This is a genomic window from Streptomyces sp. BRA346 (assembly GCF_052851135.1).
Window position 1 is genome coordinate 234,985 of sequence record NZ_JAIWIH010000002.1, and the last position, 22,249, is coordinate 257,233.

15 protein-coding genes are annotated in these 22,249 nt (G+C 73.8%); 6 read left to right on the forward strand and 9 right to left on the reverse strand.

Features of this window, described 5'->3' with window-relative positions:
- From LCH29_RS02685 to LCH29_RS02705, 5 genes are all read right to left on the reverse strand, one after another.
- The gene (locus LCH29_RS02685) at positions 1-2,466 is read right to left on the reverse strand and encodes a SpoIIE family protein phosphatase (protein ID WP_446460036.1); all 2,466 of its coding nucleotides are present in this window, start codon (positions 2,464-2,466) and stop codon (positions 1-3) included.
- 211 nt (positions 2,467-2,677) lie between these two features.
- On the reverse strand, positions 2,678-3,034 hold the full coding sequence (locus LCH29_RS02690) for a hypothetical protein (RefSeq protein ID WP_050800156.1): 357 nt from the start codon (positions 3,032-3,034) through the stop codon (positions 2,678-2,680).
- Between the two features lie 104 nt (positions 3,035-3,138).
- Positions 3,139-4,002, reverse strand: a complete 864-nt coding sequence (locus LCH29_RS02695) for an SAM-dependent methyltransferase (protein ID WP_446460037.1) — start codon at positions 4,000-4,002, stop codon at positions 3,139-3,141.
- A 148-nt stretch (positions 4,003-4,150) separates the two neighbouring features.
- The gene (locus LCH29_RS02700; protein ID WP_446460038.1) at positions 4,151-5,677 is read right to left on the reverse strand and encodes an alpha/beta hydrolase; all 1,527 of its coding nucleotides are present in this window, start codon (positions 5,675-5,677) and stop codon (positions 4,151-4,153) included.
- A 79-nt stretch (positions 5,678-5,756) separates the two neighbouring features.
- Complete coding sequence (locus tag LCH29_RS02705) at positions 5,757-6,386, reverse strand: hypothetical protein (protein ID WP_446460039.1); 630 nt, start codon at positions 6,384-6,386, stop codon at positions 5,757-5,759.
- 115 nt (positions 6,387-6,501) lie between these two features.
- Here LCH29_RS02705 and LCH29_RS02710 point away from each other — a divergent pair, with 115 nt between their 5' ends.
- Complete coding sequence (locus tag LCH29_RS02710; protein ID WP_446460040.1) at positions 6,502-7,107, forward strand: GOLPH3/VPS74 family protein; 606 nt, start codon at positions 6,502-6,504, stop codon at positions 7,105-7,107.
- Positions 7,108-7,135: 28 nt separating this feature from the next.
- Here the strand turns inward: LCH29_RS02710 and LCH29_RS02715 are convergent, their stop codons facing one another.
- Positions 7,136-8,281, reverse strand: coding sequence for a carboxylesterase/lipase family protein (locus LCH29_RS02715; protein ID WP_446460041.1), 1,146 nt, complete (start codon positions 8,279-8,281; stop codon positions 7,136-7,138).
- Entirely contained in the window at positions 8,272-9,168 is an 897-nt protein-coding gene (locus LCH29_RS02720; protein WP_446460042.1) for an MBL fold metallo-hydrolase, read from the reverse strand. The genes LCH29_RS02715 and LCH29_RS02720 overlap by 10 nt, the downstream gene beginning before the upstream one ends.
- 73 nt (positions 9,169-9,241) lie before the next feature.
- On the opposite strand from LCH29_RS02720, the gene LCH29_RS02725 reads away from it, so the two are divergent.
- The gene (locus tag LCH29_RS02725; RefSeq protein WP_446460043.1) at positions 9,242-11,881 is read left to right on the forward strand and encodes an ATP-binding protein; all 2,640 of its coding nucleotides are present in this window, start codon (positions 9,242-9,244) and stop codon (positions 11,879-11,881) included.
- Positions 11,882-11,904: 23 nt separating this feature from the next.
- On the opposite strand, the gene pcaB is transcribed toward LCH29_RS02725, so the two are convergent.
- On the reverse strand, positions 11,905-13,281 hold the full coding sequence (gene pcaB / locus LCH29_RS02730) for a 3-carboxy-cis,cis-muconate cycloisomerase (protein ID WP_446460044.1): 1,377 nt from the start codon (positions 13,279-13,281) through the stop codon (positions 11,905-11,907).
- Positions 13,278-15,245: an FAD/NAD(P)-binding protein gene (locus LCH29_RS02735; RefSeq protein WP_446460045.1), complete on the reverse strand. Its 1,968-nt coding sequence runs from the start codon at positions 15,243-15,245 to the stop codon at positions 13,278-13,280. The genes pcaB and LCH29_RS02735 overlap by 4 nt, the downstream gene beginning before the upstream one ends.
- Before the next feature lie 510 nt (positions 15,246-15,755).
- On the opposite strand from LCH29_RS02735, the gene LCH29_RS02740 reads away from it, so the two are divergent.
- The 4 genes from LCH29_RS02740 (at position 15,756) to LCH29_RS02755 (ending at position 22,226) form a co-directional block, all read left to right on the forward strand.
- Positions 15,756-18,059 (forward strand): HelD family protein, encoded by a 2,304-nt coding sequence (locus LCH29_RS02740; RefSeq protein WP_446460046.1) that lies wholly within the window; start codon positions 15,756-15,758, stop codon positions 18,057-18,059.
- A gap of 374 nt (positions 18,060-18,433) precedes the next feature.
- The gene (locus tag LCH29_RS02745; RefSeq protein ID WP_446460047.1) at positions 18,434-19,195 is read left to right on the forward strand and encodes a GNAT family N-acetyltransferase; all 762 of its coding nucleotides are present in this window, start codon (positions 18,434-18,436) and stop codon (positions 19,193-19,195) included.
- A 403-nt stretch (positions 19,196-19,598) separates the two neighbouring features.
- Positions 19,599-20,396 carry a CAP domain-containing protein gene (locus tag LCH29_RS02750; protein ID WP_446460048.1) on the forward strand — a complete coding sequence of 266 codons (798 nt, stop codon included), beginning with the start codon at positions 19,599-19,601 and terminating at the stop codon, positions 20,394-20,396.
- 96 nt (positions 20,397-20,492) lie between these two features.
- A complete protein-coding gene (locus LCH29_RS02755) occupies positions 20,493-22,226 on the forward strand; it encodes a phospholipid carrier-dependent glycosyltransferase (protein WP_446460049.1) in 1,734 nt (577 codons plus the stop codon).
- Positions 22,227-22,249 lie beyond the last annotated feature (23 nt).

Genomic DNA, 22,249 nt, shown 5'->3' on the forward strand with positions numbered 1-22,249 from the left:
TCACGCACCCCCTCGGCTCACACGGTCGGGTACGACGATCTCGCTCCACACCTGCTTGCCGCCGCCGACCGGTACGGAGCCCCAGGACGCCGACATCGCCTCGACCAGCAGCAGCCCCCGGCCACCGGTCGCCTCCCAGTCCGTGACCACCGGCTTGGCGGGCGCCCGGGGGGAGGAGTCGGTCACCGCGACGCGCAGCCGGTCCATGGCGTACGTGAGGTCGAGGCGGACCGTGCCGTGCGTGTGCATCAGCGCGTTGGTGACCAGTTCCGAGACGACCAGCAGCGTCACATCGCCCTGATCCGCCAGCCCCCACGAGCGCAGCGTGCGCGCGGTGAAACGGCGGGCGTGCATCACCGCGTCCGGCAGCCGCCACACCAGCCAGCCCGCCCGGATGGGCCGGACCCGCATGCCGTCGTACCGCAGGAGCAGCAGCGCCACGTCGTCGTCCCGCCGGTCGGCCACCCCGAGCAGCGTGTCCGCCATCCGGCCGAGATCCGCCGGGGCGGCGGCCAGCGCGGCCCGCATCCGGCGCATGCCCTCGTCCAGGTGCAGCGTCGAGGACTCGACCAGGCCGTCCGTGAGCAGCGCGAGGACCGTGCCCGGGGCCAGCGGCTCCGCCGTCATGGGGTATTCCGCGTCCGCGACGACCCCCAGCGGCAGCCCGCCCTCGACCTCCACCTCCTCGGTGGTGCCGTCCGGGCGGCGCACCAGCGGCGGCAGATGCCCGGCCCGGACGAACCAGGCGTTGCCCTCCTCCATGTCCAGCTCGACATAGGCGCAGGTGGCGAACAGATCCGCCTCCATGCCCACGAGCAGCCGGTTGGCGTGGGACACCACCACATCCGGCGGATGCCCCTCCACGGCGTACGCGCGGACCGCCGTCCGCATCTGACCCATGATCGTCGCGGCGGCGGCGCTGTGCCCCTGCACATCGCCGATGACCAGCGCCACCCGGCTCTCGGAGAGCGCGATCACGTCGTACCAGTCGCCGCCCACCTGGAGTCCCCGCATCGCGGGCAGATAGCGGGCCACGGCCACCCCGCCGGGCAGTGGTGGCAGGCTGCGCGGCAGCAGGGAGCGCTGGAGCATGGTGGCCAGCTCCTGCTCGGCGTCGTAGGTGTGCGCCCGCATCAGGGTCTGGCCGACCAGCCCCGCGGTCGCCGTGAGCAGCGACCGCTCATCGGGGCCGAACGGATGCGGTGCGTCCCAGCCGATCAGACACACCCCCGCCACCTGCCCATGGGCCGGGAGGGGGAGCACCGCCAGCCCACCGGGGCCGATGCCCGCGAGCCCCGGCTCCAGCTCCGTCCCCGCGGACCACAGCCGCGGACGGCCCTCCCGCAGCGCGGCCCGCAGGCTCGGCAGGGCGTGCAGGGACGCGTCGGGCCACTCGGAGTGCCACTCCGAACGCCACAGCTCCGGCCAGGCGTCGGCCTGCGGCGGATCCAGCCCCACCACCACCAGCCGGTCCGCCTGAAGCTCCGCGAGCGCCACCCGGTCCGCCCCCAGCGGCTCGCCCAGGGCGGCGACCACCACCCGGCTCACGTCCCGGACCGTCATGGCGTCGTCCAGCGCCGTCGTCAGCCACTGCACCCGGGACACGTCGTCGGCGCGCGGGCGCAGCGCGGCGGCGCTGGTGACCACGCCCACGACGCGCTCCGGACGGCCCGTCGTATCCGTTCCCACCCGGCAGCTCAGCCGGAGCCAGCGCACCTCGCCGGTCGAACGGCGGACCCGGAACTCCAGCTCGCGGTCCCCGGCCACCTGCGCGGACGGCTCGACGACCGACAGCAGCGCGGGCAGATCCTCCGGCACGGTGCACGCGAGCAGCGTGTCCACCCTGCCGTCGAAGTCGTCCGGGGCGATACCGACCAGGTCGAGCAGGGTCGCGTCCGCCTCGATCCGGCCGGTGCCGGGCAGCAGCACGAACGATCCGACGCGCAGACTCCGCAGCGCGGGACCCAGCAGCCTGGACGCCCCGGTGCCGTTCGCCGGGCGGGCCGCACCGGCCGCCCGGAGCCGGGTGGCGATGGCGTCGGCGTAGCGCAGCAGGAAGCCCCGCTGCTCCACCTCGAAGCCGTCCGCGGCGCTGCCCACGATCAGCAGACAGCCCAGCCGACCGCCCTCGCCCCCGAGCGGCAGCGCGCCCAGCGAGGCACCCGGCCACCGCCCCGTCGAGCCGTCCCGCTGGTACGCGGCTATGCCCTCGGAGTCCAGCCACAGGGGGCGGCCGGTGCACAGGGCGTCGGCGGCAGGGGAGCGGTCGGACAGCGCATAGTGCTCCGGCAGCGCATGCGGAGCCGCGGTGGCCCCGGCCGCGTTCGCGGTCTCGACCAGCCGCAGGCCGTCGCTCCCCTCGCCCAGCACATAGACAGCCGCCAGCGAGACCCCGGCGAACGCCAGAACCCGCTCCCTCCCGGTGGGTTCCGGCGCCGGGGACATCGGACCGGCTCCATGGGGCATGTTCCCGTCTGCCTCCCCTCCGTGCCGCAGGTACGGGCAGGTGGAAGTCCCCGGAACACGGGCGGCGGGGGCAGGGGTGCCGCATCCGGCGAGGCCGGACCGCGCCGCCCAGGAGTGGCAGGGCACCCACCCACCAGAATGTCACAGCTCAGGGAAGCCGCAGGGCGGGCCGGGGCCGGGATGGGGCGGCCGCGGGTCGACGACAGGCCGACTACAGCATGTCGACGATGCTGGGCGGGGCGAAGAGATGGCGAGCGCGGTGCTCCAGGGCGAGCACGGCCGGAAGGTTCCCGGAGGCGTCCGACACGCACCGCTCGCACTCCTCGTCGGCCTCGGGCAGCTCCGAGACATGGCGGGTGGCGATGTGCCGGGCCAGCCGGATCTGGGTCGACACGATGGAGTCGTGGGGATCGCAGTCGATGCCCGGCCCCAGCTCCTCCAGCGCGGCGTCCACCAGCTTGGGGGCCTGTTTCATCGCCCGGTACAGCTCGGTGCACTTGCCGCACCCCCACATCCAGGGCGGAGGCAGCGGCCACTCGTCGGCGGGGTCCACGTTCCTGGCGCTCATGCCGTCACAGTAGCGAACCGGGAAGGCACACACAGTGACTTGGCGTAAATCCCCTCAAGAGAGGGGCAACGCGACAGGAACGCGGAACCGGCCGCTTGGCATGCCTACGGCTTACGGGCGACGCCCGCCCAGAAGGACACCTCTTCGTCGGTCACATCGCCGGTCTCCACCCCCGGGTCCCCGGCGGCCAGGTCGGTGCGCCAGCGATGCGGCACCACCAGGCCGGGCTCGACCAGCTCCAGGCCGGTGAAGAACCGCTCCACCTCGTCCCGGGTGCGGATCTTCCCCTGGATGCCGCCGCTGTGGTAGATCTGCACGGTCCGCTGGGTGGCCTCGGGATCGAAGTCCGGGGTGATGTGGCTGAGGATGAGATACGAACCGGGCGCGAGCGGTTCGACCAGCTTCCGCACGATCTCGTGCGGCTCCCAGTCGTCGGGCACGAAGTGCAGCAGCGCGCACAGGCTCAGGGCCACGGGCCGCGACAGGTCCAGCACCTCGGTGACGCCGGGGGAGGAGAGGATCGCGTCGGGCTCGGCGACGTTCGCGTCGACGTACGCCGTGCGCCCCTCGGGATGGCTGCTGAGCAGCGTCTGCGCGTGGGCCAGCACGATCGGGTCGTTGTCGGCGTACACGATCCGGCTCTCCGGGGCCACCCCCTGGGCGACCTCGTGCAGATTGGGCCGGGTGGGAATGCCGGTGCCGATGTCGAGGAACTGGCGGATGCCCCGCTCGGCGGCGAGGAACCGGACCGCGCGCTGCATGAACGCGCGGTTGGTGCGCGCCGCGACCATCACACCCGGCCACAGCGTGAGCACCTTGGCGGCGGCCTGGCGGTCGGCGACGTAGTTGTCCTTGCCGCCCAGGAAGTAGTCGTACATCCGGGCGCTGTGCGGCCGTCCCTGGTTGAGCGGGGTGTTGGGGGGCTCCGGCCCACTCCCGGTCTGGGGTGCTACCCCTTGCGCGGTCATGGCGTTCTCCTCCGTTTCCGGGCGCGATCCGCGGCGATCGCGGCGCCTCTCTGCAAGGATCGTAGGCCGCCCGGCGCGGCCGGTTACTCGCGGGTCCGGATAACTGGGCCCAACGGAGCGGTCGTTGACGGGGCCATCGGACACCGGGTCAGTCACCCGCCGGATCCTTCCGGCAGACGGTGTCCCGCGCGGGCAGCTTCCCGGTGCGCAGATAGTCGTTGACCTGCTCGTCCACACAGCGGTTCGGATACAGGCCGTACACCCCGTGCACCCGCGCCTCCAGGGTGATCAGACGGGAGTGCGGCATCCGCCGGTGCAGACCCTGCCCGTTGGCGTAGCTGGTGCGCGGATCGCCGGTGGCCTGGACGATCAGGCCGGGCGCGGCGTTGCCGCTCCGCACCGGCGGTTCCACCGGCGCGTTCGGCCAGAACGCGCACGGGCTCACGCTGTTGAACAGCGGGCCGTACACCGGCGCCTCGGCCCGGCCGCGCTCGATGGTGCGCCGGTACCAGGACAGCTCGCGCGGCACCGTCGCGTCTCCGCACAACAGGGCCAGCTGGAGCGAGTTCTGCACCTCCGTCTCGTCGTCCGGCGGGCCGAGCGCCGCGGCCAGCGCCCCGGTGGGCTCCACGGCGCGCCCGGCGGCCGCCTCGTGCAGCAGCCGGATGTTCCGGGCGGCCTCGGCGAACTTCCGGTCGTCGACCAGCAGCATGCTCAGCAGCTGCGGCACCTGCTGGCCGTCGGCCGTGTAGCGGCCCACCTCCAGGGGCGTGCGGGCGGCCTGCCGGGCGATCCGCTCCACCGTCGCGCGGACCTCCGCGGCGGTGGCCCCCAGGCCGTAGGTGCCGTTCCGGCGGGCCGCCCACGCCGCCCAGGCGTCCAGGAACTCCTCGTTGGCCGCGGTCGCGTCGCCCAGCGCCCCCACGAAGTAGCGCGCCGGGTCCATCGCGCTGTCCAGCAGCAGCCGGTCGGTGCGGCCAGGGAACATCTTCGCGTACACCGCCCCCAGGTAGGTGCCGTACGAGACGCCGAAGTACGACGTCCTCCGCTCACCCAGCACCGCGCGCAGCACATCCATGTCGCGGGCGGTGTTCCGGGTCGTGAAGTGGCGCAGATACGACACGTCCTTGCCGTACGTCCGCTGACAGCTGCGCACCAAGTCGGCCTCGTACCGGGCCTGCGCCCGGAACCCCGCGGCGTCGTATCCGGCGGAGCGCAGCCAGTGTCCGGAGGTACCGCAGCGCAGCGGGCTGCTGCGGCCGACTCCGCGCGGATCCATGCCGATCAGGTCGTACCGGGCGGCCAGCTCCTTGCCCATGGCGGGCGCGTCGAGCAGCGGCATGTCGAGCGACGTGCCGCCGGGGCCACCGGAGTTGTGCATCATCAGGCCGATGCGATGCGCCGTGTCGGTGGCCTTGATGCGGGAGAAGCCGAGGGTCAGGGTGCGCCCGCCCGGGTTCCGGTAGTCCAGCGGCACCCGGATCGTGGCACAGCGGGCCCCCGCCCGGTCCAGCTCCTGGTGGTGGCATGCCGTCCAGTGCGGGCGCTGGGCGGTGAACGGGCGTAAGGGGTCGGTGTCGGCGGAGGCGGTTTGCGGGGCGGCGAGTTGCCCCGTGACGGCGACTGCGGTGGCGAGCGCGCCGACGACGGTGGTGCGTACGGTTCGTAAGCTCATGCTGGGCAGGCTCCCGCTCACCGCATCCCGTTCACCATGGAGTGCGCACCCCGCGAAGACGGGGGAGAGCCGGATGGTGTCAGCGCACGCGCACGCGTCCGCTGGAGAAGTGGCCGACCGCCTGGTCGATCTCGCTCTCGCTGAGCGGCCGGAGCGGGGTGTAGACGGTCAGGCGGAGCCGCGATACGCCCTTCCAGGTCCGCCGCGTCGCGCGCCGGACCTCGGGCTGGTCCAGCCCGCTGGCCCCGGGAGTGGCGGCGGCACCGGGGGCGAGCGCCACCCGCAGCGCGCTGATGCGGCCACGGACCTTCACCTGGACGTTCGTGACCGCGGCCCAGGGGAGGAAGACGTCCTCGGGCGCCGCGTCGACGGCACACCACAGGCCCTCGTCGGTCACCCGCATCACGACCGGGGAGATCTCCTTGGCCGCCCAGGTCTGCTTGAGCCGCCGTAGCACGGTGAACTGGCGCTTGGAGTCATACAGGTAGATCGGCACCGGCCATGCGAAGAGCACGAACCACAGCTCAGTACCCCCGAGATCCAGGGCGAAGACCATCGCGGCCATGGCAGCGCCGAGAAGCACGGAGATGATGGCCGTTCCCCACGCGGACCACGGCATGGTGCGCAGCAACGAGGCCCGTACGCGGGCCACCGTCCCCGGGTCGGTCTTGACGACGTACTCCTGGTCCACCCCGTGTTCCATGTGCATGACCACAGTCTTGATCACGCGGACGCGGAAGGCCAAGTCCCGACCTGGAAGGATGCATCCGCAACGACCCGGGAGGACACTGGTCCTAACGGTCGCCGTGACAGGGAGCCCTTTCATGACCACACCGCGGGACCTGATGATCGTCACCATGGACGCGGAGCCCAGCCGCCTGGTGGAGCGGGGCGATCTGTCGCTCGCGCTCGCCGGAGCCGAGCTGATCGACCTGCTGGGCGCCCAGGAAGCCGGGCTGGACGGCGAGCGCATCGTCCCGGGTCCCGCGGGCGCGCCCGACGATCCGCTGCTGCGCCAGGCCGCCGCGGCGCTCGTCCGCGAGGAGCCGTACGAGACCGTCGGCGACTGGCTGTGGCGCAGGGGCCGCGGGCTGTCCGCGGCCTATCTGTCCGCGCTGGAAGCGGACGGACAGCTCGTCCGGCAGCGCAACCGCCGCTGGAAGGTGTTCTGGACCCGCGAACTGGCCCTGGTCGACACCGACGCCCGCCGCCGGGCGGCGAACCGCCGGAGGTCGGACGAGCCCGTCCTCGCCGCCCTGATGCAGGCCATCGGCATCCGCGATCAGGGCGGTGAGGGAGTGTCCGACGACGCGGTGGAGCGTGTGCTCGCCGCCCTCGACGACGCGCTCGCGGAGCTGGCGGCCGAACGGCAGCGGCGGGACCGGCGGCGCGACGAGGCCGCCGTGGACAACGTCCGCCGCGGCTACTGAACCACCGGCTACTGAACCACCAGGGCTGCTAACCGAACCGGTGCGTCCCCGACCAGCCGGGATCCCCGGTGGTGGCGAAGCGCACCCAGGCGCCGTGCATCTCCGCGGCGAGCGACGGCGGGATGTCCGGCCCGAGCAGCCCGCCCGGCGTACGGAGGGCGGGCAGCTCGGTGGTGTCGAACACGAACGGGAGGTCCGCGGTGTGGCAGGCGCCGAACGGGCCGTCCCGCCAGTCGAAGTCGTAACGGAACGCCTTGCCGTGCAGCGACGCCAGCCGTTCGCTCCCGCCCTGGAACATCGCGTCGATGGCCGCACTGAGCTGTGGCCGCTGATAGAGCAACGATTCCTGGGTGGTCGTGCCCACCATCAGGTCCACTGGGGACACCTCGGGTACGTCGTCGAGCACGATCCCGAACGGAGTGATCCGTGCCCCGGTGTCGGGCAGTTCGCCCACCGCGGCCACCAACTGTTCGTCGGGGATCCCGGCGAACCCCGCCACCGTCGCCGGGACGCCCAGCCGGTCCGCCAGCGCCCGGGTCGTCTCCGCCGCCTCCGCGCCGGTCAGCGTGTGCAGTCCACCGCTCTGGCTGATGGCGCGCCGGAACAGCCCGGACGCCTCGGGCGTCACCAGCAGCGCGCTGACGATCATCCCGCCCGCCGACTGCCCGAACACCGTGACCCGGTCCGGATCGCCTCCGAACTCCGCGATGTGCGTGCGCACCCAGCGCAGCGCGGCGATCACATCCAGCAGCCCGCGGTTGCGCGGTGCGTCCGGCAGATCGAGCCAGCCGGGCGCGCCGAGCCGGTAGTTGAGCGTGACCAGGACGACGCCGTCGCGGGCGAAGGAGGTCCCGTCGAACACCGGCGCCTGGCCGGTGCCGGACAGGAAACCGCCGCCATGCACGAAGACCATGACCGGTGCGGTGCCGTTCGTCCGTCCCTCGGTCCGCTCCTCGGGAGCCCAGATGTTGACCGTCAGATAGTCGTCGCCGCGCACCCAGCCCGGACCCATGATCGGGCTCAGGTCCAGCGGGAACCGCCGCGCCGGGGCCGGGGCGGTCGGCCCCGGGCCGTCGAGCGCGCGTACGCCGGCCACCGGTGTCGGCGCCGCGAACCGCGCGGCACCGGTCGGGGCGGCCGCGTACGGGATGTTGCGGAAGACCCTCACCGCCATGCCGCCCACTCCTTCACCGCGAAACGGTCGCCGTCGCGCCGCACTTCGGCCGCGCCCGCGCCGGGGAAGTGCGCGGGGAACAGCAGGGCACCCTCGTCCGCGGCCGACTCCAGCACCCGGCGCCGGGCGATCCGGGCCCGGTCCTCGTCCTCGTCGAAGCAGGGGCTGTCATGGGGCTCGGCGAGCTGGAGCGGGCTGTGCAGCAGGTCGCCCACGAACAGCGCCCGGTCCGTGCCCGACCGCAGCGTCACGACGGTGGAGCCGGGTGTGTGGCCGGGGGCGGGTTCGAGACGCAGATGGGCGTCGATGTCGTAGTGGTCGCCCTCCCACAGCACGGTCTGCCCCGCCCGGTGGACCGGGGCCACGCTGTCCTCGAAGACGTTCGCCATCTTCGGGCCCGAGCGGGTCCGGTGGCCGTTCTCCGGGTTCCAGTAGTCGAAGTCGGCGCGGGAGATCACGTACCGCGCGTTCGGGAAGGTCGGCCGCCACTCGCCGTCGACCAGTGTGGTGTTCCAGCCGACGTGGTCGCCGTGGACATGCGTGCAGATCACCGTGTCGACGTCCTCCGGCCGCACCCCCGCCGCGGCCAGCTCGCCGAGGTAGTCGGTGTCCAGCTGATGGAAGAACGGCATGTGCGGCCGCTCGCGGCCGTTGCCGATGCCGGTGTCGATCAGGATGGTCCGGCCCTCGCTGCGCAGCACCCAGGTCTGGATCATCGTCCGCACCTCGTCGGCGGCCAGGTCCACGAAGTCGGGGGCCAGCCAGCTCTCGTGCGCGCGCCAGTGCTCCATGGGCACATCGGGAAAGATGATGTCGCGGGGGAGGCCCCTCGGGGTTAGCTCGACCACGCGGCTGATGTCGACGTTGCCAAGTGTCATGGTGTCCATGCGTCCAGCCTGCTCCCGGGCCCGGGGCCGGCGGTATCCGTCACATGACTGCACCGGCGGATACAGTCGGGTGATGACCATCGTCGGGAGGGAGCGCGAGAGCGCGGCCGTGCTCGGGGTGACCAGCGGCGTGCTGATCGTGACGGGAGAACCGGGCGCGGGCAAGAGCACCCTGCTCGCGCTGGCGGCGGACCGGCACCAGGGCCGGATCCTGCGGATGACGGGCAGCGAGAGCGAGGCGAACCTGCCGTTCGCCGGGCTGCACCAGCTGCTGCGGCCGATCCTCGACGACGCCGCCCGACTGCCCGCCCGCCAGCGGTCGGCCCTGCTCGGCGCGATCGGGGCGATCGGCGACGAGGACACCGGCCCGCCCGATCGACTCCTCCTCGGCGTCGCGCTGCTCGCCCTGCTGTCCGATCTCGCCCAGCGGTCGCCCCTGCTCGTGCTCGTGGACGATCTGCACTGGGTCGACACCGGTTCGCTGGAGGCGCTGGCCTTCGCCGCGCGGCGCATCGACGGTGAACCCCTCGCCGTCCTCGCGGGGACCCGGGACACGACGGGCACGGCGGCCCCGGCGGCGTTCTCCGGATTCCCCACGCTCGCGCTGGGCCCCCTGGACGCCTCCGCCGCGGTCCGGCTGCTGGACCGGCAGCCGTATCCGCCCACCGGCGGCCGCCGGATGCGCATCCTCGACCAGGCCGCCGGAAACCCGCTGGCCCTGGTCGAACTGGCCCGCGCGTACGGAACGGACGGCCCGGCCCCCGCAGGCGACTCCACCGCCGAAGACCTCCTGCCGCCCACCGACCGGCTGATGCGGCTCTACGCCGCCGACCTCGACGCCCTGCCCGAGGCCACCCGCCGCGCCCTGCTCCTGGTCGCCGCCGACGAACGGGCCGTGACCGGCCGGATCGAGGCGCTGGCCCCGGCCGAGGCCGCCGGGCTGCTCCGCATCACCGGCGGCGGCGACGCCCGGCGGGCCCGCTTCCGGCATCCGCTGATCCGGTCCGCGATCTACCACTCCGTACCGCTGGCCGCCCGGCGCCGAGCCCACCGCGACCTCGCCGCGTCGCTCACCGGGGAACCCGACCGCCGCGCCTGGCACCTGGCCGCCGCCGCGGAGGGCCCGGACGAGGAGATCGCCGCCGCGCTGGAGGAGTCCGCGGGCCGGGCCCGGACCCGCGGCGGGTACACCGCCGCCGTCACCGCGCTGGAACGCGCCGCCGAGCTGAGCCCCGCACCCCACGCCCGCGCCCGCCGCCTGGTGGCGGCCGCCCGCGAGGCCGTCGCCACCGGTCAGCCGCACTGGGTGCGCGAACTCGCCGCGCGGGCCCGCGCGCTCACCGACGACCCGGCGCTGGTGGCCGAGGCGTCCCTGCGGGTCGGGCAGGTGCTCACCCTGAGCGCCGAGCACGACACCGCGCTGACGCTGCTGACCCGGGCGGCGGAGGACCCCCGACTGCGCCGGACGGCCATCGGCCTGGCGTCCGTGGCCGGTTTCTACTCCGGCGACGAGGACCACCGGCTCGCCATCCGGGCACGAGCGCAGGGTGACCCCTGGACGCTCGCCGTGACCGACCCCATCGAAGCCCGCTCCGAACGGGTGGCGGCGCTCCCGGCGTTGGTGGAGCGGGCCGACGGCGACCCCGCCCTGCTCAACTCGCTCGGCGCGATGGCGTGGCTGCTCGACGAGACGGCCCTCGCGGTACGGATCTTCGACGACGCCCTCGACCGCTGGCGGCTGCGCGGCACCCTGCCCACCGGTCTGGGCTGCACCGCGGGGTGGGCGTACCTGGACCACGGGCTCTGGGCGCAGGCCCGGCTCGCCGCCGCGAACACCGTCTCCTCCGTCGCCGGGCTGCCCCACCTCGAAGCCGCCGTGCGGTCCCTCGAAGCCGCCCCGCTGGCCCTGACCGGACGGACCGCCGAGGCCCGCACCGCCGCGTCGGCCGCCCTGTCCCTGGTCGACCCGCACCGCAGCCGCGCGGTCGCCGTCCGCGCCCGCTGGGCCCTGGGCATGGCCGCCGTCGCCGAGGGCGACCAGAGCACCGCGTACGAACAGTTCCGGCTGCTGTTCACCCCCGATGGCGACCCCGTCCACTACGCCTGCTCCCACGCCGGAGTCGCCGAACTCGCCGCCGCGGCCGTACGCACCGGCCACCACGCGGAGGCCGCCGCCATCGTGGAACGCACCGAGAAGCGACTGGCCGACGACCCCTCACCCCGGATGCGCGCTCTGATCCACCGCGCCCACGCCCTGCTCGACCCGCCCCGGGCGGAACCGCACTTCACCTCGGCCCTCGCCGACCCGGCGGGCCGTCAATGGCCCTTCGAACGCGCCCAGATCCTCCTGGACCACGCCGAATGGCTGCGCCGCGCCCACCGCATCACCGACGCCCGCCCCCTCCTCCACACCGCGCTGGAGACCTTCCGCCGCCTCGGCGCCCACCCCTGGACCGACCGCGCCCGGGCCGAACTCCGCGCCGCCGGCGTCGACCCGGCCCCCACCACCCCCGACGCCCTCACCTCCCTCACCCCCCAGCAGCAGCACATCATCCGTCTCGCCGCGAAGGGCCTGAGCAACCGCGAGATCGGCGAACGCCTCTTCCTCTCCCCCCGAACCGTGGGCTCCCACCTCTACCGCAGCTTCCCCAAACTCGGCGTCACGGCCCGCTCCCAACTCCGCGACGTCCTCGAGGCTTCCGGGCAGTCCTAGACCCCGGCGCGTACGGCGACGGGTCAGGCGCGGGGCCGGAGCGCGCGGTCGACCAAGGGGCCCGCGGCGCCGGTGTAGTGGGACGGGTCGCACAGGGTCGCCAGTTCTGCGGCGTCGAGGTCCACCTCGGGCAGGTCGGTGAGGACCGCGGCGAGGGGCCGGCCGGTTCGTTCGGCCTCGGCCGTCGCCGTGTCGAGAAGGCGTCGGGCCGCCGCCTTGCCCAGGCGGGGGGCGAGGACGGCGGCGATGCGTTCGGAGACGATGCGGGAGCCGGTCAGCTCCAGGTTCTCGGTCATCCGCGCGGGCCGGACGCGGAGGCCCTCGGTCAGTTCGACCGCGGTGTGGGCGGCACCGCCGGTGAGGCGGAGGCATTCGCGCAGCAGTTGCCACTCGGCGTGCCAGCCGCCCGCCGAGCGTTCGTCCTCGGAGAGCAGGCACTGGGTCAGGCCCGTGGCCAGTGGGGGCACCTGGAGGGCGGCGCTGCGGAGGAGGGTGGCCAGGACCGGGTTGCGTTTGTGGGGCATGGCCGAGGAGCTGCCGCGGCCGGGCGCGGTGGGCTCCTCGACCTCGCCGACCTCGGTGCGGGCGAGTGACTGCACATCGACGGCGATCTTGCCGAGCGCTCCGGCGGTGAACGACAGGGCCGAGGCGAGGTCGGCGATCGGGGTGCGCAGGGTGTGCCACGGCAGCGCCGGGCGGGCGAGGCCGGTTTCGGTGGCGAACGCGGCCACCAGGTCGTCGAGGTGGGCGCCGGGCTCCACGGGTCCGGCGTACTCCAGGTAGCCCGCCAGGGTCCCCGCGGCTCCGCCGAGGGACACCGGCAGGCCGGTGTCCGTGACGGCGCCGATCCGGTGGCCCGCCTCCCGCAGCAACTCGCGCCAGCCCGCCGCCTTGAGCCCGAAGGTGGTGGGGACCGCATGCAGCGCCAGGGTGCGGCCCGCCATCGCGGTGTCGCGGTGTTCGGCCGCGAGCCGGGCCAGGGCGCGGGCGGCGGTGTCCAGGTCGGCGCGGATCAGCCGGAGCGCGGTGCGCGCGACCAGCATGGCGCCGGTGTCGAACACGTCCTGGCTGGTGGACCCGCGGTGCACGTATTCGGCGGCGGCCGGGTCCTCCTCCGCCACCACCTCGGTGAGCGCCCGTACGAGACCCACCACCGGATTGGCGGTCTCCCGCGCTCCGACGGCGATCGCGCGCAGGTCGAGCCGTTCGGCGCGGGCCGCGCGGGTGATGGTGTCGGCCGCGGACACCGGCAGGGTGCCCAGCCGGGCCTGGGCGCGGGCCAGCGCGGCTTCGGCGTCGAGCATGGCCTGGAGCCAGGCCGCGTCGCACACCGCCGCCTCGGCGGGGGTGCCCGCGCGCACCGGCGAGAGGAGGCCCGCGTCGGTCAGGGGGTCGCTCACACGATCACTCCCGTGAGGTGGGTGCCCCCGGCCGCGGTGCGCCGCGCGGGCGTCCGCGGGGCGGGGGACAGGGACAGGATGGTGCGGGCGATCGCGTCGGCGTCGCCGAGGCTCACCGAGTCCACGCCGGGGCGTATCCCGGCGGCGGTCACCCAGTGCACGGATTCGGTCGGGACGCCGTAGGCGAACCGGCGCGGATGGGCCCGCCCCTGCGCGTCGACGACGTGGCACGGCCGCTCGGTGACGGCGAGCCCGCCCGTCTCGTAACTGATGCCGGGTTCCCCCTCGATCCGGTACGGGCGGCACTGCTCGGTGAGCAGCAGATGGCGCAGCAGCGGATCGGCGGCGCGGCGTACGTCGGGCACCGGCAGCCTGGCCTCGATCAGATGCCGCGACCGCACCTGCTCCCCGGGGACCAGGGTGGACTGGGCGACGAAGGCGGGCCGTTCGGTGTCGATGCACACCTGGGTGCCGGGGCCGGTGACCTCGAGGATCCCGGCCTCGATGAGCGCGATCATCTCCTCGATGCGGGAGGCCGGCGGGCCGATGGACAGGAACGCGTTGAGCGGGGTGTACCAGCCGTCCAGCTCGTCCAGATGGGATCCGCCGTGCAGCCCCCCGTGGTCGACGACCAGGCGCACTTCGTTCCGCAGGTCCCGCAGCACGTCCAGGGCCGCCTTGAGCGGACCGTCGACGTTGCCCGCCCTCGCCGCCGCCACGTCCCGGGCCAGGTGGTCCAGCAGCCAGGCCCGGTACTCCGCCCGGTCGACGAACTCGCGCCCCGCGCAGGGTTGTTGGAGCCGTTCCCAGTCCCAGCGGTCGCCGGGGGCGATGCCGTAGGCGTCCAGGAGCGCGGCCCGCTCCTGGTGCGACGCGGTCAGGAAGCGGTCGGTGAACGGCCCGGGGTCGGCGCCGTGGGAGGCCAGCAGCGCGGCGTAGTAGACGCTCTCCACCTCCGCCGCGACCAGCGGCCACACATCGGCGCGGAAGCGCACCCGCTCGCCCGCCGCGGCGCGGCGGCGCAGCCCGGCGACGGTCTCGGGGGTGAGCAGCCGCGGAACGTGGCGCCCGGAGGCACCCTTCTGGTTCTCCCCGCGCGCGTGGTACGGCACCCCGCGGCGCGAGCTGGCGAACATCTGCGGCTCGCGCCCCGATGGCCGGTACACCAGGCGGTCCCCGACGCGGTCGAACACACCGCCGCGGCCTGTGGTGAACAGCGCCATGTGGTCGAAGAAGGTGAGGCCGAGCCCGCGCAGCAGCACCGGTTCCCCGGGCCCGATGAAGCCGGTGTCCACATCGGCCGGGTTGGCCGGGGTGAGATAGCTGAGGTGGTGGATCCGGGCCAGGCTGGCGGTGCGCTCCTCGCGCGGGGTGAGGTGGGTGGGGAGGTGGCCCAGGGCCAGGACCACGGCGTCCAGCTGGTGGATCCTGGTGCCGTCCGCCAGCCGGATGCCCTGCGGGCCGCCCGGCACCCCGCTGGTGTCGGCCATCGCCACCGCGCGCGAGCGGTGCACCCTGAGGGTGAGGTGCTCCGGGGCGCGCGCGGCCACCCGCTGGAAGCTGTCCAGCAGATAGCGGCCGTAGAAGGCGCGGGTGGGGTACGAGTCGGGGCCGAGCTCCCGGGCCTCGGCGAGCGTGGGCGTGTCGTACTCGCCCGGCTCGCCGAACCGGGCGAGGCTCCGCGCCCACTCGTACAGGCTCGGGCCCGGCTCGATCGGGCCCTCGATGCGCACGCTGTCGTCGGTGTACACGGTGATCTGGGACGCCACGGTGTTGGTGAGCAGATGGCGGGACTGGCCGGGGCGCCACACCGCGCCCGCGCCGGGCGCCGCCGGGTCGACGACGTGGACGGTGATGGTCTCGTACGACCGTGCCGCGCGCTCGTTGGCGCACAGCCGCTCCACCACGCACAGCCCCCGGGGCCCGGCGCCGACGACGCACACCTCCAGATGGCCGCCGCTCATCGCCGTGCTCCCGCGCCGCCGAATTCACCTGATCCGTGCGCCATGTGGTTGTGCGGTTCCGTGGCGGGCATCGCGGACAACATCTCGATCCTCGCTCTCGCTTGGGCTCCGAGCGGGTGCCTCTCGGTCGGGTGCTCTCCCGCGCGAGCAGCGTAATCCGGGAGGTGTGTTTCCGGCATTCCGCTGGAATGTCCCCAGTTGCCCGGCCGTCGCGTTCCGGTGGCCGGGTGCGGAGATCGCCGGGCGGCGCGATGTGCGCAAGGCCCTGGCAGGCGACGTGTATGGCGTGGTGGAGCGAGGGGCGCGGCGGGGTGGCCGGGCGGGGCCGCCCGGCGGCGACCCAGTTGCCCACCGGGGCGGCGTGTCGGTGAGGTCGGCGGCGCCGGCCACCGCCCGCATCGGACCCGTTTTACGCGCGGAAGGGGAAAAGAAAAAACCCCGGCCGCCTTGAGTCCGGGGAGTTCCGCTGCGTATATTGGGGATTTGTGTGCCTGTACACAATCCAGGCACATGGAAAACTCGATGAAGTCATCATATCCAGCGGGAGTTGAATTGTCAAACGCGGAATGGCGCCAGGAACAGGAATTCATCGACCTGCTCCATGCGCGTCTCGCCGAGCTGCGGGCCGGGGCCGAGGAGGCGGTGAGTGACGCCCTGTCGATGGAGGGGCGGAACTTCCAGGCGCGGCTGGAGCGCGATGTGCTGGTGGCCGAGCGGTCCGGGCTGCTCGCCGCGTTCGACGCGGGGGAGCGGGGGCTGTGTTTCGGGCGGCTCAAGTTCCGTGACGGCCGCGACCATCACATCGGGCGCATCGGCATCCGGCGCGACGACGCGGAACGCACCCCGCTGGTCATCGACTGGCGGGCCGATGTGGCGCGACCGTTCTACCTGGCGACCGGGCACACCCCGATGGGGCTGCGCCGCCGGCGCCACATCACCACCGAGCGCGGGCAGGTCACCGCCCTGCACGACGAGATCCTGGACCTGGCCGACACCGTACGGACCGGGCACGAGAACAGCGACGCGGACGCCGTGCTGCTCGCCGCGCTCGACTCGGCCCGCACCGGCCGGATGCACGACATCGTGCAGACCATCCAGGCCGAGCAGGACCGGATCATCCGCGCCCCGCACCACGGCGTCCTCGTCGTCGAGGGCGGCCCCGGCACCGGGAAGACCGTGGTCGCGCTGCACCGCGCCGCCTATCTGCTGTACGCGCAGCGCGAGCTGCTGGCCCGCCGCGCGGTGCTGGTCCTGGGGCCCAACCCGGCGTTCCTCGGCTACATCGGCGAGGTGCTGCCCGCGCTCGGCGAGACCGGTGTGCTGCTCGCCACGCTCGGCGAGCTGTACCCCGGGGTGACGGCCACCGGCACCGACACCCCGGAGGCCGCCGAGGCCAAGGGCCGCGCCACCATGGCGGACGCCCTGGCCCGCTTCGTACGGGACCGGCAGGCGCTGCCCGACCCGGAGATCGTGATCGACCACGACGACGGTGACCTGGTCCTGGACGCGGACATCGCAAGCGACGCGCGGTGGCGCGCACGCGAGACCCGGCTGCCGCACAACCTGGCCCGCCCGCACTTCGCGTTCAGCGTCATCGACGGGCTGACCGCCCAGCTGACCGACCGGATCGGCGCGGACCCGTACGGTGGCCCGAACCTCCTCGGCCCCGACGACATCGCCCAGCTCGGCAAGGCGATCGCGGCCAGCCCCGAGGTGCACGCCGCCATCGACGAGCTGTGGCCCCAACTCACCCCGGAGCAGCTGGTCGCGGACTTCCTCACCGACCCCGTCCACGTCTCCGACGCCGACGCCGCCGCGATCCGCCGCACCGGCGGCGCGTGGACCCCGGCGGACGTGCCGCTGCTGGACGAGGCCGCCGAACTGCTCGGCGAGGACGACTCCGCGGCCCGCGCCGCCGCCGAGGGAGCGCGGCTGGAGCGCATCGAATACGCGCAGGGCGTGCTCGACCTCTCCTACGGCTCCCGCACCCAGGAGTTCGAGGACCGCGACGACGACGAGTCGGAGGTGCTGGCCGCCCACAACCTCATCGACGCCGAGCGGCTGGCGGACCGCAACGAGGAGGCCGACCACCGCAGCGCCGCCGAACGCGCCGCCGCCGACCGCACCTGGGCCTTCGGCCACATCATCGTGGACGAGGCCCAGGAGCTGTCCCCGATGGCGTGGCGGCTGCTGATGCGCCGGTCCCCGACCCGTTCCATGACGCTCGTCGGCGACCCCGCGCAGACCGCGGAGCCGGGCGGTTGCGGCTCCTGGGCCTCGATCCTCGCCCCCTACGTCGAGGACCGCTGGGAACACACCCGGCTCGGCGTCAACTACCGCACCCCGGCCGAGATCATGGCGGTCGCGGCGGAGGTGGCCCGGACCGCGGACCCCGACTTCGAACCGCCGAGTTCGGTCCGCGCCACCGGCGTACGCCCCTGGGCGCGGCACACCGACGACCTGCCGGGCGCGGTGGCCGACGCCGTGGCGCGGGAGTCGGGGGCGGAGGGCCGCCTCGCGGTGATCGCCCAGCGCGGCCACCACGACGCCCTCGTGGCCGCGCTGCCGGAGGCGTCCGCGGGTCGGTCCCCGGACCTGACCAGCCCGGTGGTGCTGCTGGACCCGCGGCAGGCCAAGGGGCTGGAGTTCGACACGGTGATCGTGGCCGAGCCGGTGGAGTTCGGGACGAGCGACCTGTACGTGGCGCTGACCCGGGCGACCCAGCGGCTGGGCGTGGTGCACACCGGGCCCGTGCCGGGTGCCCTCGCCGGGCTGGGCGAGCCGCAGGACGCGGCCGTCGCGCCCGAGCGGTGAGCCGGACCCGGCGGTGGCGGTGCGCCGCGCCGCCACCACCGTACGCCGTGGGTGGCAGCCGCCGACCCCGCCGGTCGGCCCCGCTCGGGCAGGCGGCCGCACGGGACGGGTACGGGCTGAGCACCCGCACAGGGGGACGTGCGGCGTCGGTGTCCTGAACGGCGGGGGACGCCTCCGCGGTAACCCCTGGTGGGGGCCGTCGCCGATTTGCCCCGGGCCCGGGGCCGTATGCGACAGTGGACCGCCCGCTCGGCCGGGCGCGCCCGCGCGCGCAGCCGCCGACGGGCTCCCCATACCTCAGCAGGACAGTCTCCGGTCGCGCCCGCGCGTGTCCGGGCTGTCGCCGTCCCTCCACTACGTCCTTCCTGAGAGCGATGCTGGCAACGACTCTTCCTCCCCGGACCACGGACCTGTTCGACCAGGGCCTGGAGTTGCGACCCGGTTCCGCGCTGCTGCGTTTCGGCGCCGCCCGGCAGCGCCCGGCCGGCCGGTTCAGCTGGTCGGGCGATGGCGCCGCCGCGTGGCTCGACGACGTCCGCGGCCATGTGTGGACCGTCGGTGGCCCGGAGCCCGCCGCCGGGCTCGTGCTGCGTGCCGCGCAGCGCCGTCCGGAGAAGGTGCGGGAGTTCACCGGGCCGCGTGGCACCGAGGCCCTGGTCGCCCGCCATCTGCCGGTGAACGACATCGTCGAGTGGGTGTTCCGCTGGACGCTGGAGGAACCGCCCGTGCAGCGGGGCGAGGAGCGCGTGGTCGTCCTGGACGAAAGCCACCACGACGAGCTGCTCACCTTCCTCGGCGAACACAGCCCCGCCTACTCGACCGGCCCCGGCTCCGCGGATGTGAGCCTGTGGTGCGGAATCCGCGGCGACGACGGCCGGCTGGTGGCCTGCGGCGCCATGAGCAGCCTGCGGGACAGCGGGGCGCCGCTGATGGCGTCCGTGGCGACGGACGCCGCGCAGCGCGGCCAGGGTCTCGGCGCGGCGCTGACGGCGTGGCTGACCCGGTACGCGGTGCGCCGGCACGGTTTCTGCACGCTGTGGCAGCTCGCCGACAACGCTCCGGCCGAGCGCCTCTACACCCGCCTCGGCTACCGCAACGAGGACCCCTGCGTGGCCGCGCGCATCTCCTCGAACTGATCGCGCCGAAGCCATGACAACCGTCACACCTGCCCCAGGAATGAACGGGGCGCAATAGTAGATACCCGCTCGGCGAAATCGGAGACTTTTCGGCTCTTGCCGACATGTCGTATCCGGGTTCGCCGCGGGTCCGGTGTCCCGCCCGGTCGCAAGGCCACCAGGCGTTCTGGCGGCGGGACACCGTCACATCTCCTTCACCGGACCTCCGCAGCACACGTCGGTGTTCCTTTGCAAGCGACGTCCGCACTACGACCCTCGGTAGTAGCGAACATTCGTTGCATTGCTTTCGGGGCGGCCCTAAGAATGACGGCCCACAAGCGCCTCGGCAGTTCTGGCATCGCTCCGCCCAGAGTCGGCCGTACACGGGGGAGGGCGTGCCGCGACTACCGAGTGAGGGTCACGCATGAGCAAGCACCGGACCACGAAGACGCACCACCGGAAGATAGCCGTCGCTGCCGTCGCGGCGGCCGCCGTGGGTGTGCCGTCCGTCGCGATGGCGTGTCTGGACGGTCCGGACGACAAGGGCAGCCAGGCACGTGGTGTCGAGGCCCGCGCGACCGCGGAGCAGGAGCAGGAGCAGGAGCAGGAGCAGCGGTGGCACGAGAAGAAGCGCCACCACCGGGACGCGGAGAAGACGGCGCCGACGAAACGGGCGAAGGAAACGGAGCGGGCGTCGCGGTCGGCCTCCGCCACGCCGAGAACCCGCAGGACCTCCGCCCCCGCCACGACCCTCTCCGACACCGCTCCGGCGGCGGCGAAGTCCAAGGCCCCGGCCACCACCGCCCCCGCCACCAAGGCCGCCGCCTCCCCGTCGACCGCGGCGTCCAGCGCCGAGGCCCAGGTCGTGGAGCTCGTCAACGACGAGCGCGCCAAGGTGGGTTGCTCGCCGGTGAAGGTGAACGCGAAGCTCACCGAGGCCGCCGAGGCCCACAGCAAGGACATGGCGGAGCACAGCAACATGTCGCACACCGGGTCCGACGGGTCGCAGCCGGGCGACCGGATCGAGGCCGCGGGCTACTCGTGGAGCACCTACGGCGAGAACGTCGCCTACGGCTACAGCTCGGCCAAGAGCGTGATGGAGGGCTGGATGAACAGCTCCGGTCACAAGGCCAACATCCTGAACTGCGACTTCAAGGAGATCGGCGTCGGTCTCTCCGGGTCCGACCACTACTGGACGCAGGACTTCGGCACGGCCCGCTAACCCGCACGCCCGCTCCCACGCCCTGCTTTTTGCGGTTCGCGCCGAGTTCGCGTTCCTGCGCCCGTTCGCGGATGCGCACCATTATGGTCGGGTTCCATGCACGTGGCAGGTGTCCTCGGCAGGGTGACCCGGGTGGCCGTGGGTCCGGTGGCGCGGGCCGGGGAGTCGCGACACGGCGGGCCGCGGCTCGGTGAGCCACGGCGGCCGCGTCGCCGGACGGTCGTGGCCGTGGCCGTCGTCGTGGCCGTGCTGCTCGCGCAGATGGCCGTCGCGATGGTGACCGCGGCCGTGGAGCAGACGCCGACCATCGACGAGCCGGTGTACGTGGGGGCGGCGAAGACGTACCTCCAGGAACACAGCCTGCGGTTCAACCCCGAACACCCGCCGCTGGGCAAGCTCCTCATCGCCACCGGACTGCTGTTCGCCCACGCCCGCCTCGCCCCCGGCTTCGCCGGGGACCAGGGTGCGCTGGGGCGGCGTCTGCTGTACGAGTCGGGCAACGACCCCTGGCAGGTGATGCTGTGGGCGCGGCTGCCGGTGATCGTGCTGACGCTGCTGTTCGGGTTGGTCGTCTTCGCGTTCGCAACGGAGCTGGCCGGGCCCGTCGGCGGAGTGGCGGCGCTCGCCCTGTACGCGTTCTCGCCCGATGTCATCGCACACGGTTCGCTCGCCACGCTCGACGTACCGATGGCCGGTTTCCTGCTGACCTCGGTGTGGCTGCTGTGGCGGGCGCGCCGCCGGCCCTTACGCCACCTGCCGCTCGCGGGGGCGGCGCTCGGCGCGGCCGTGGCCACCAAGATGAGCGCGCTGCCCGCGGTTCCGGTGCTGATGCTGCTGGCGGTGCTGTCGTACGCGTACGCCCGCCGGACACCCGGCGCCGGTCGGCGCGGGACGGTGCGCACCCTGGCGCCGGGCGTGGCGGGCGCGGTGGGCATGGTGCTGGTGGCGCTGGCCGTGGTGTGGGCCGCGTATCTCGCCGTCGACCCGCGGTTGCGCTGGAGCACGCCCGGCCAGGTGCCCGCCGTCCAGGGCTTGCGCGGGCTCGCGGTCGACCTGCTGCCGGTCCCCGAGCCGTTCCGCGACGGGATGCGCATCCAGTTCGGCTTCGAGAACCAGCCGTGGCGCGGCTTCCTGTTCGGCCACCGGTACCACGGCTCGCTCTGGTACTACCTGCCCGCCGCGCTGCTGGTGAAGACGCCGCTCGGCATGCTCGCGCTGTGGGCCGTCGGTGCCGTCGCGATGGTGGCGGTGCCCCGGATGCGGCCCGCTGCGCCGTACGTCCTGCTGCCCGCGGCCGTGCTGCTGGCCGTGGCCATGAACGGAGCCCGCGACCTCGGTGTGCGGTACGCGCTCTTCCTGCCCATGTTCCTGGCGGTCGCCGCGGCCGGGGTGGTGACGCTCCGGTGGCGCGGGGCCCTCGGCGTGACGGCGGCACTGGTGGTGTGCGTGGCGGTCAGCTCGCTGCGGACCTACCCGTACTACCTGCCGTACGCCAACGAGGCGTTCGGCGGTCCGGCCAGGACCCATCTGCGTCTGCACGACTCGAACGTCGACTGGGGCCAGGACCTGGGGCGGCTGGCCGACCGGCTCCGGGAGCGCTACCGGCACGAGCGGGTGTGGCTGGTCTACAAGGGCAGCGGTGTGCCGTCCGCGTACGGCATCCACGCCCCCGACCCGCGCCGGGTGCCCCCGGGCCGGGTGCACGGGCTGCTCGTCGTCTCGGACTCCTCGGTCGCCTGGGCGCGGGGACGGCTGGCGGCGCTGATCGAGCACAGTCGCCCGGTCGACGAGGTCGGCCACTCCCTCACCGTCTACCGCCGGTTCCAGTAACGGGGTCGGTTACTGCGGGTCCG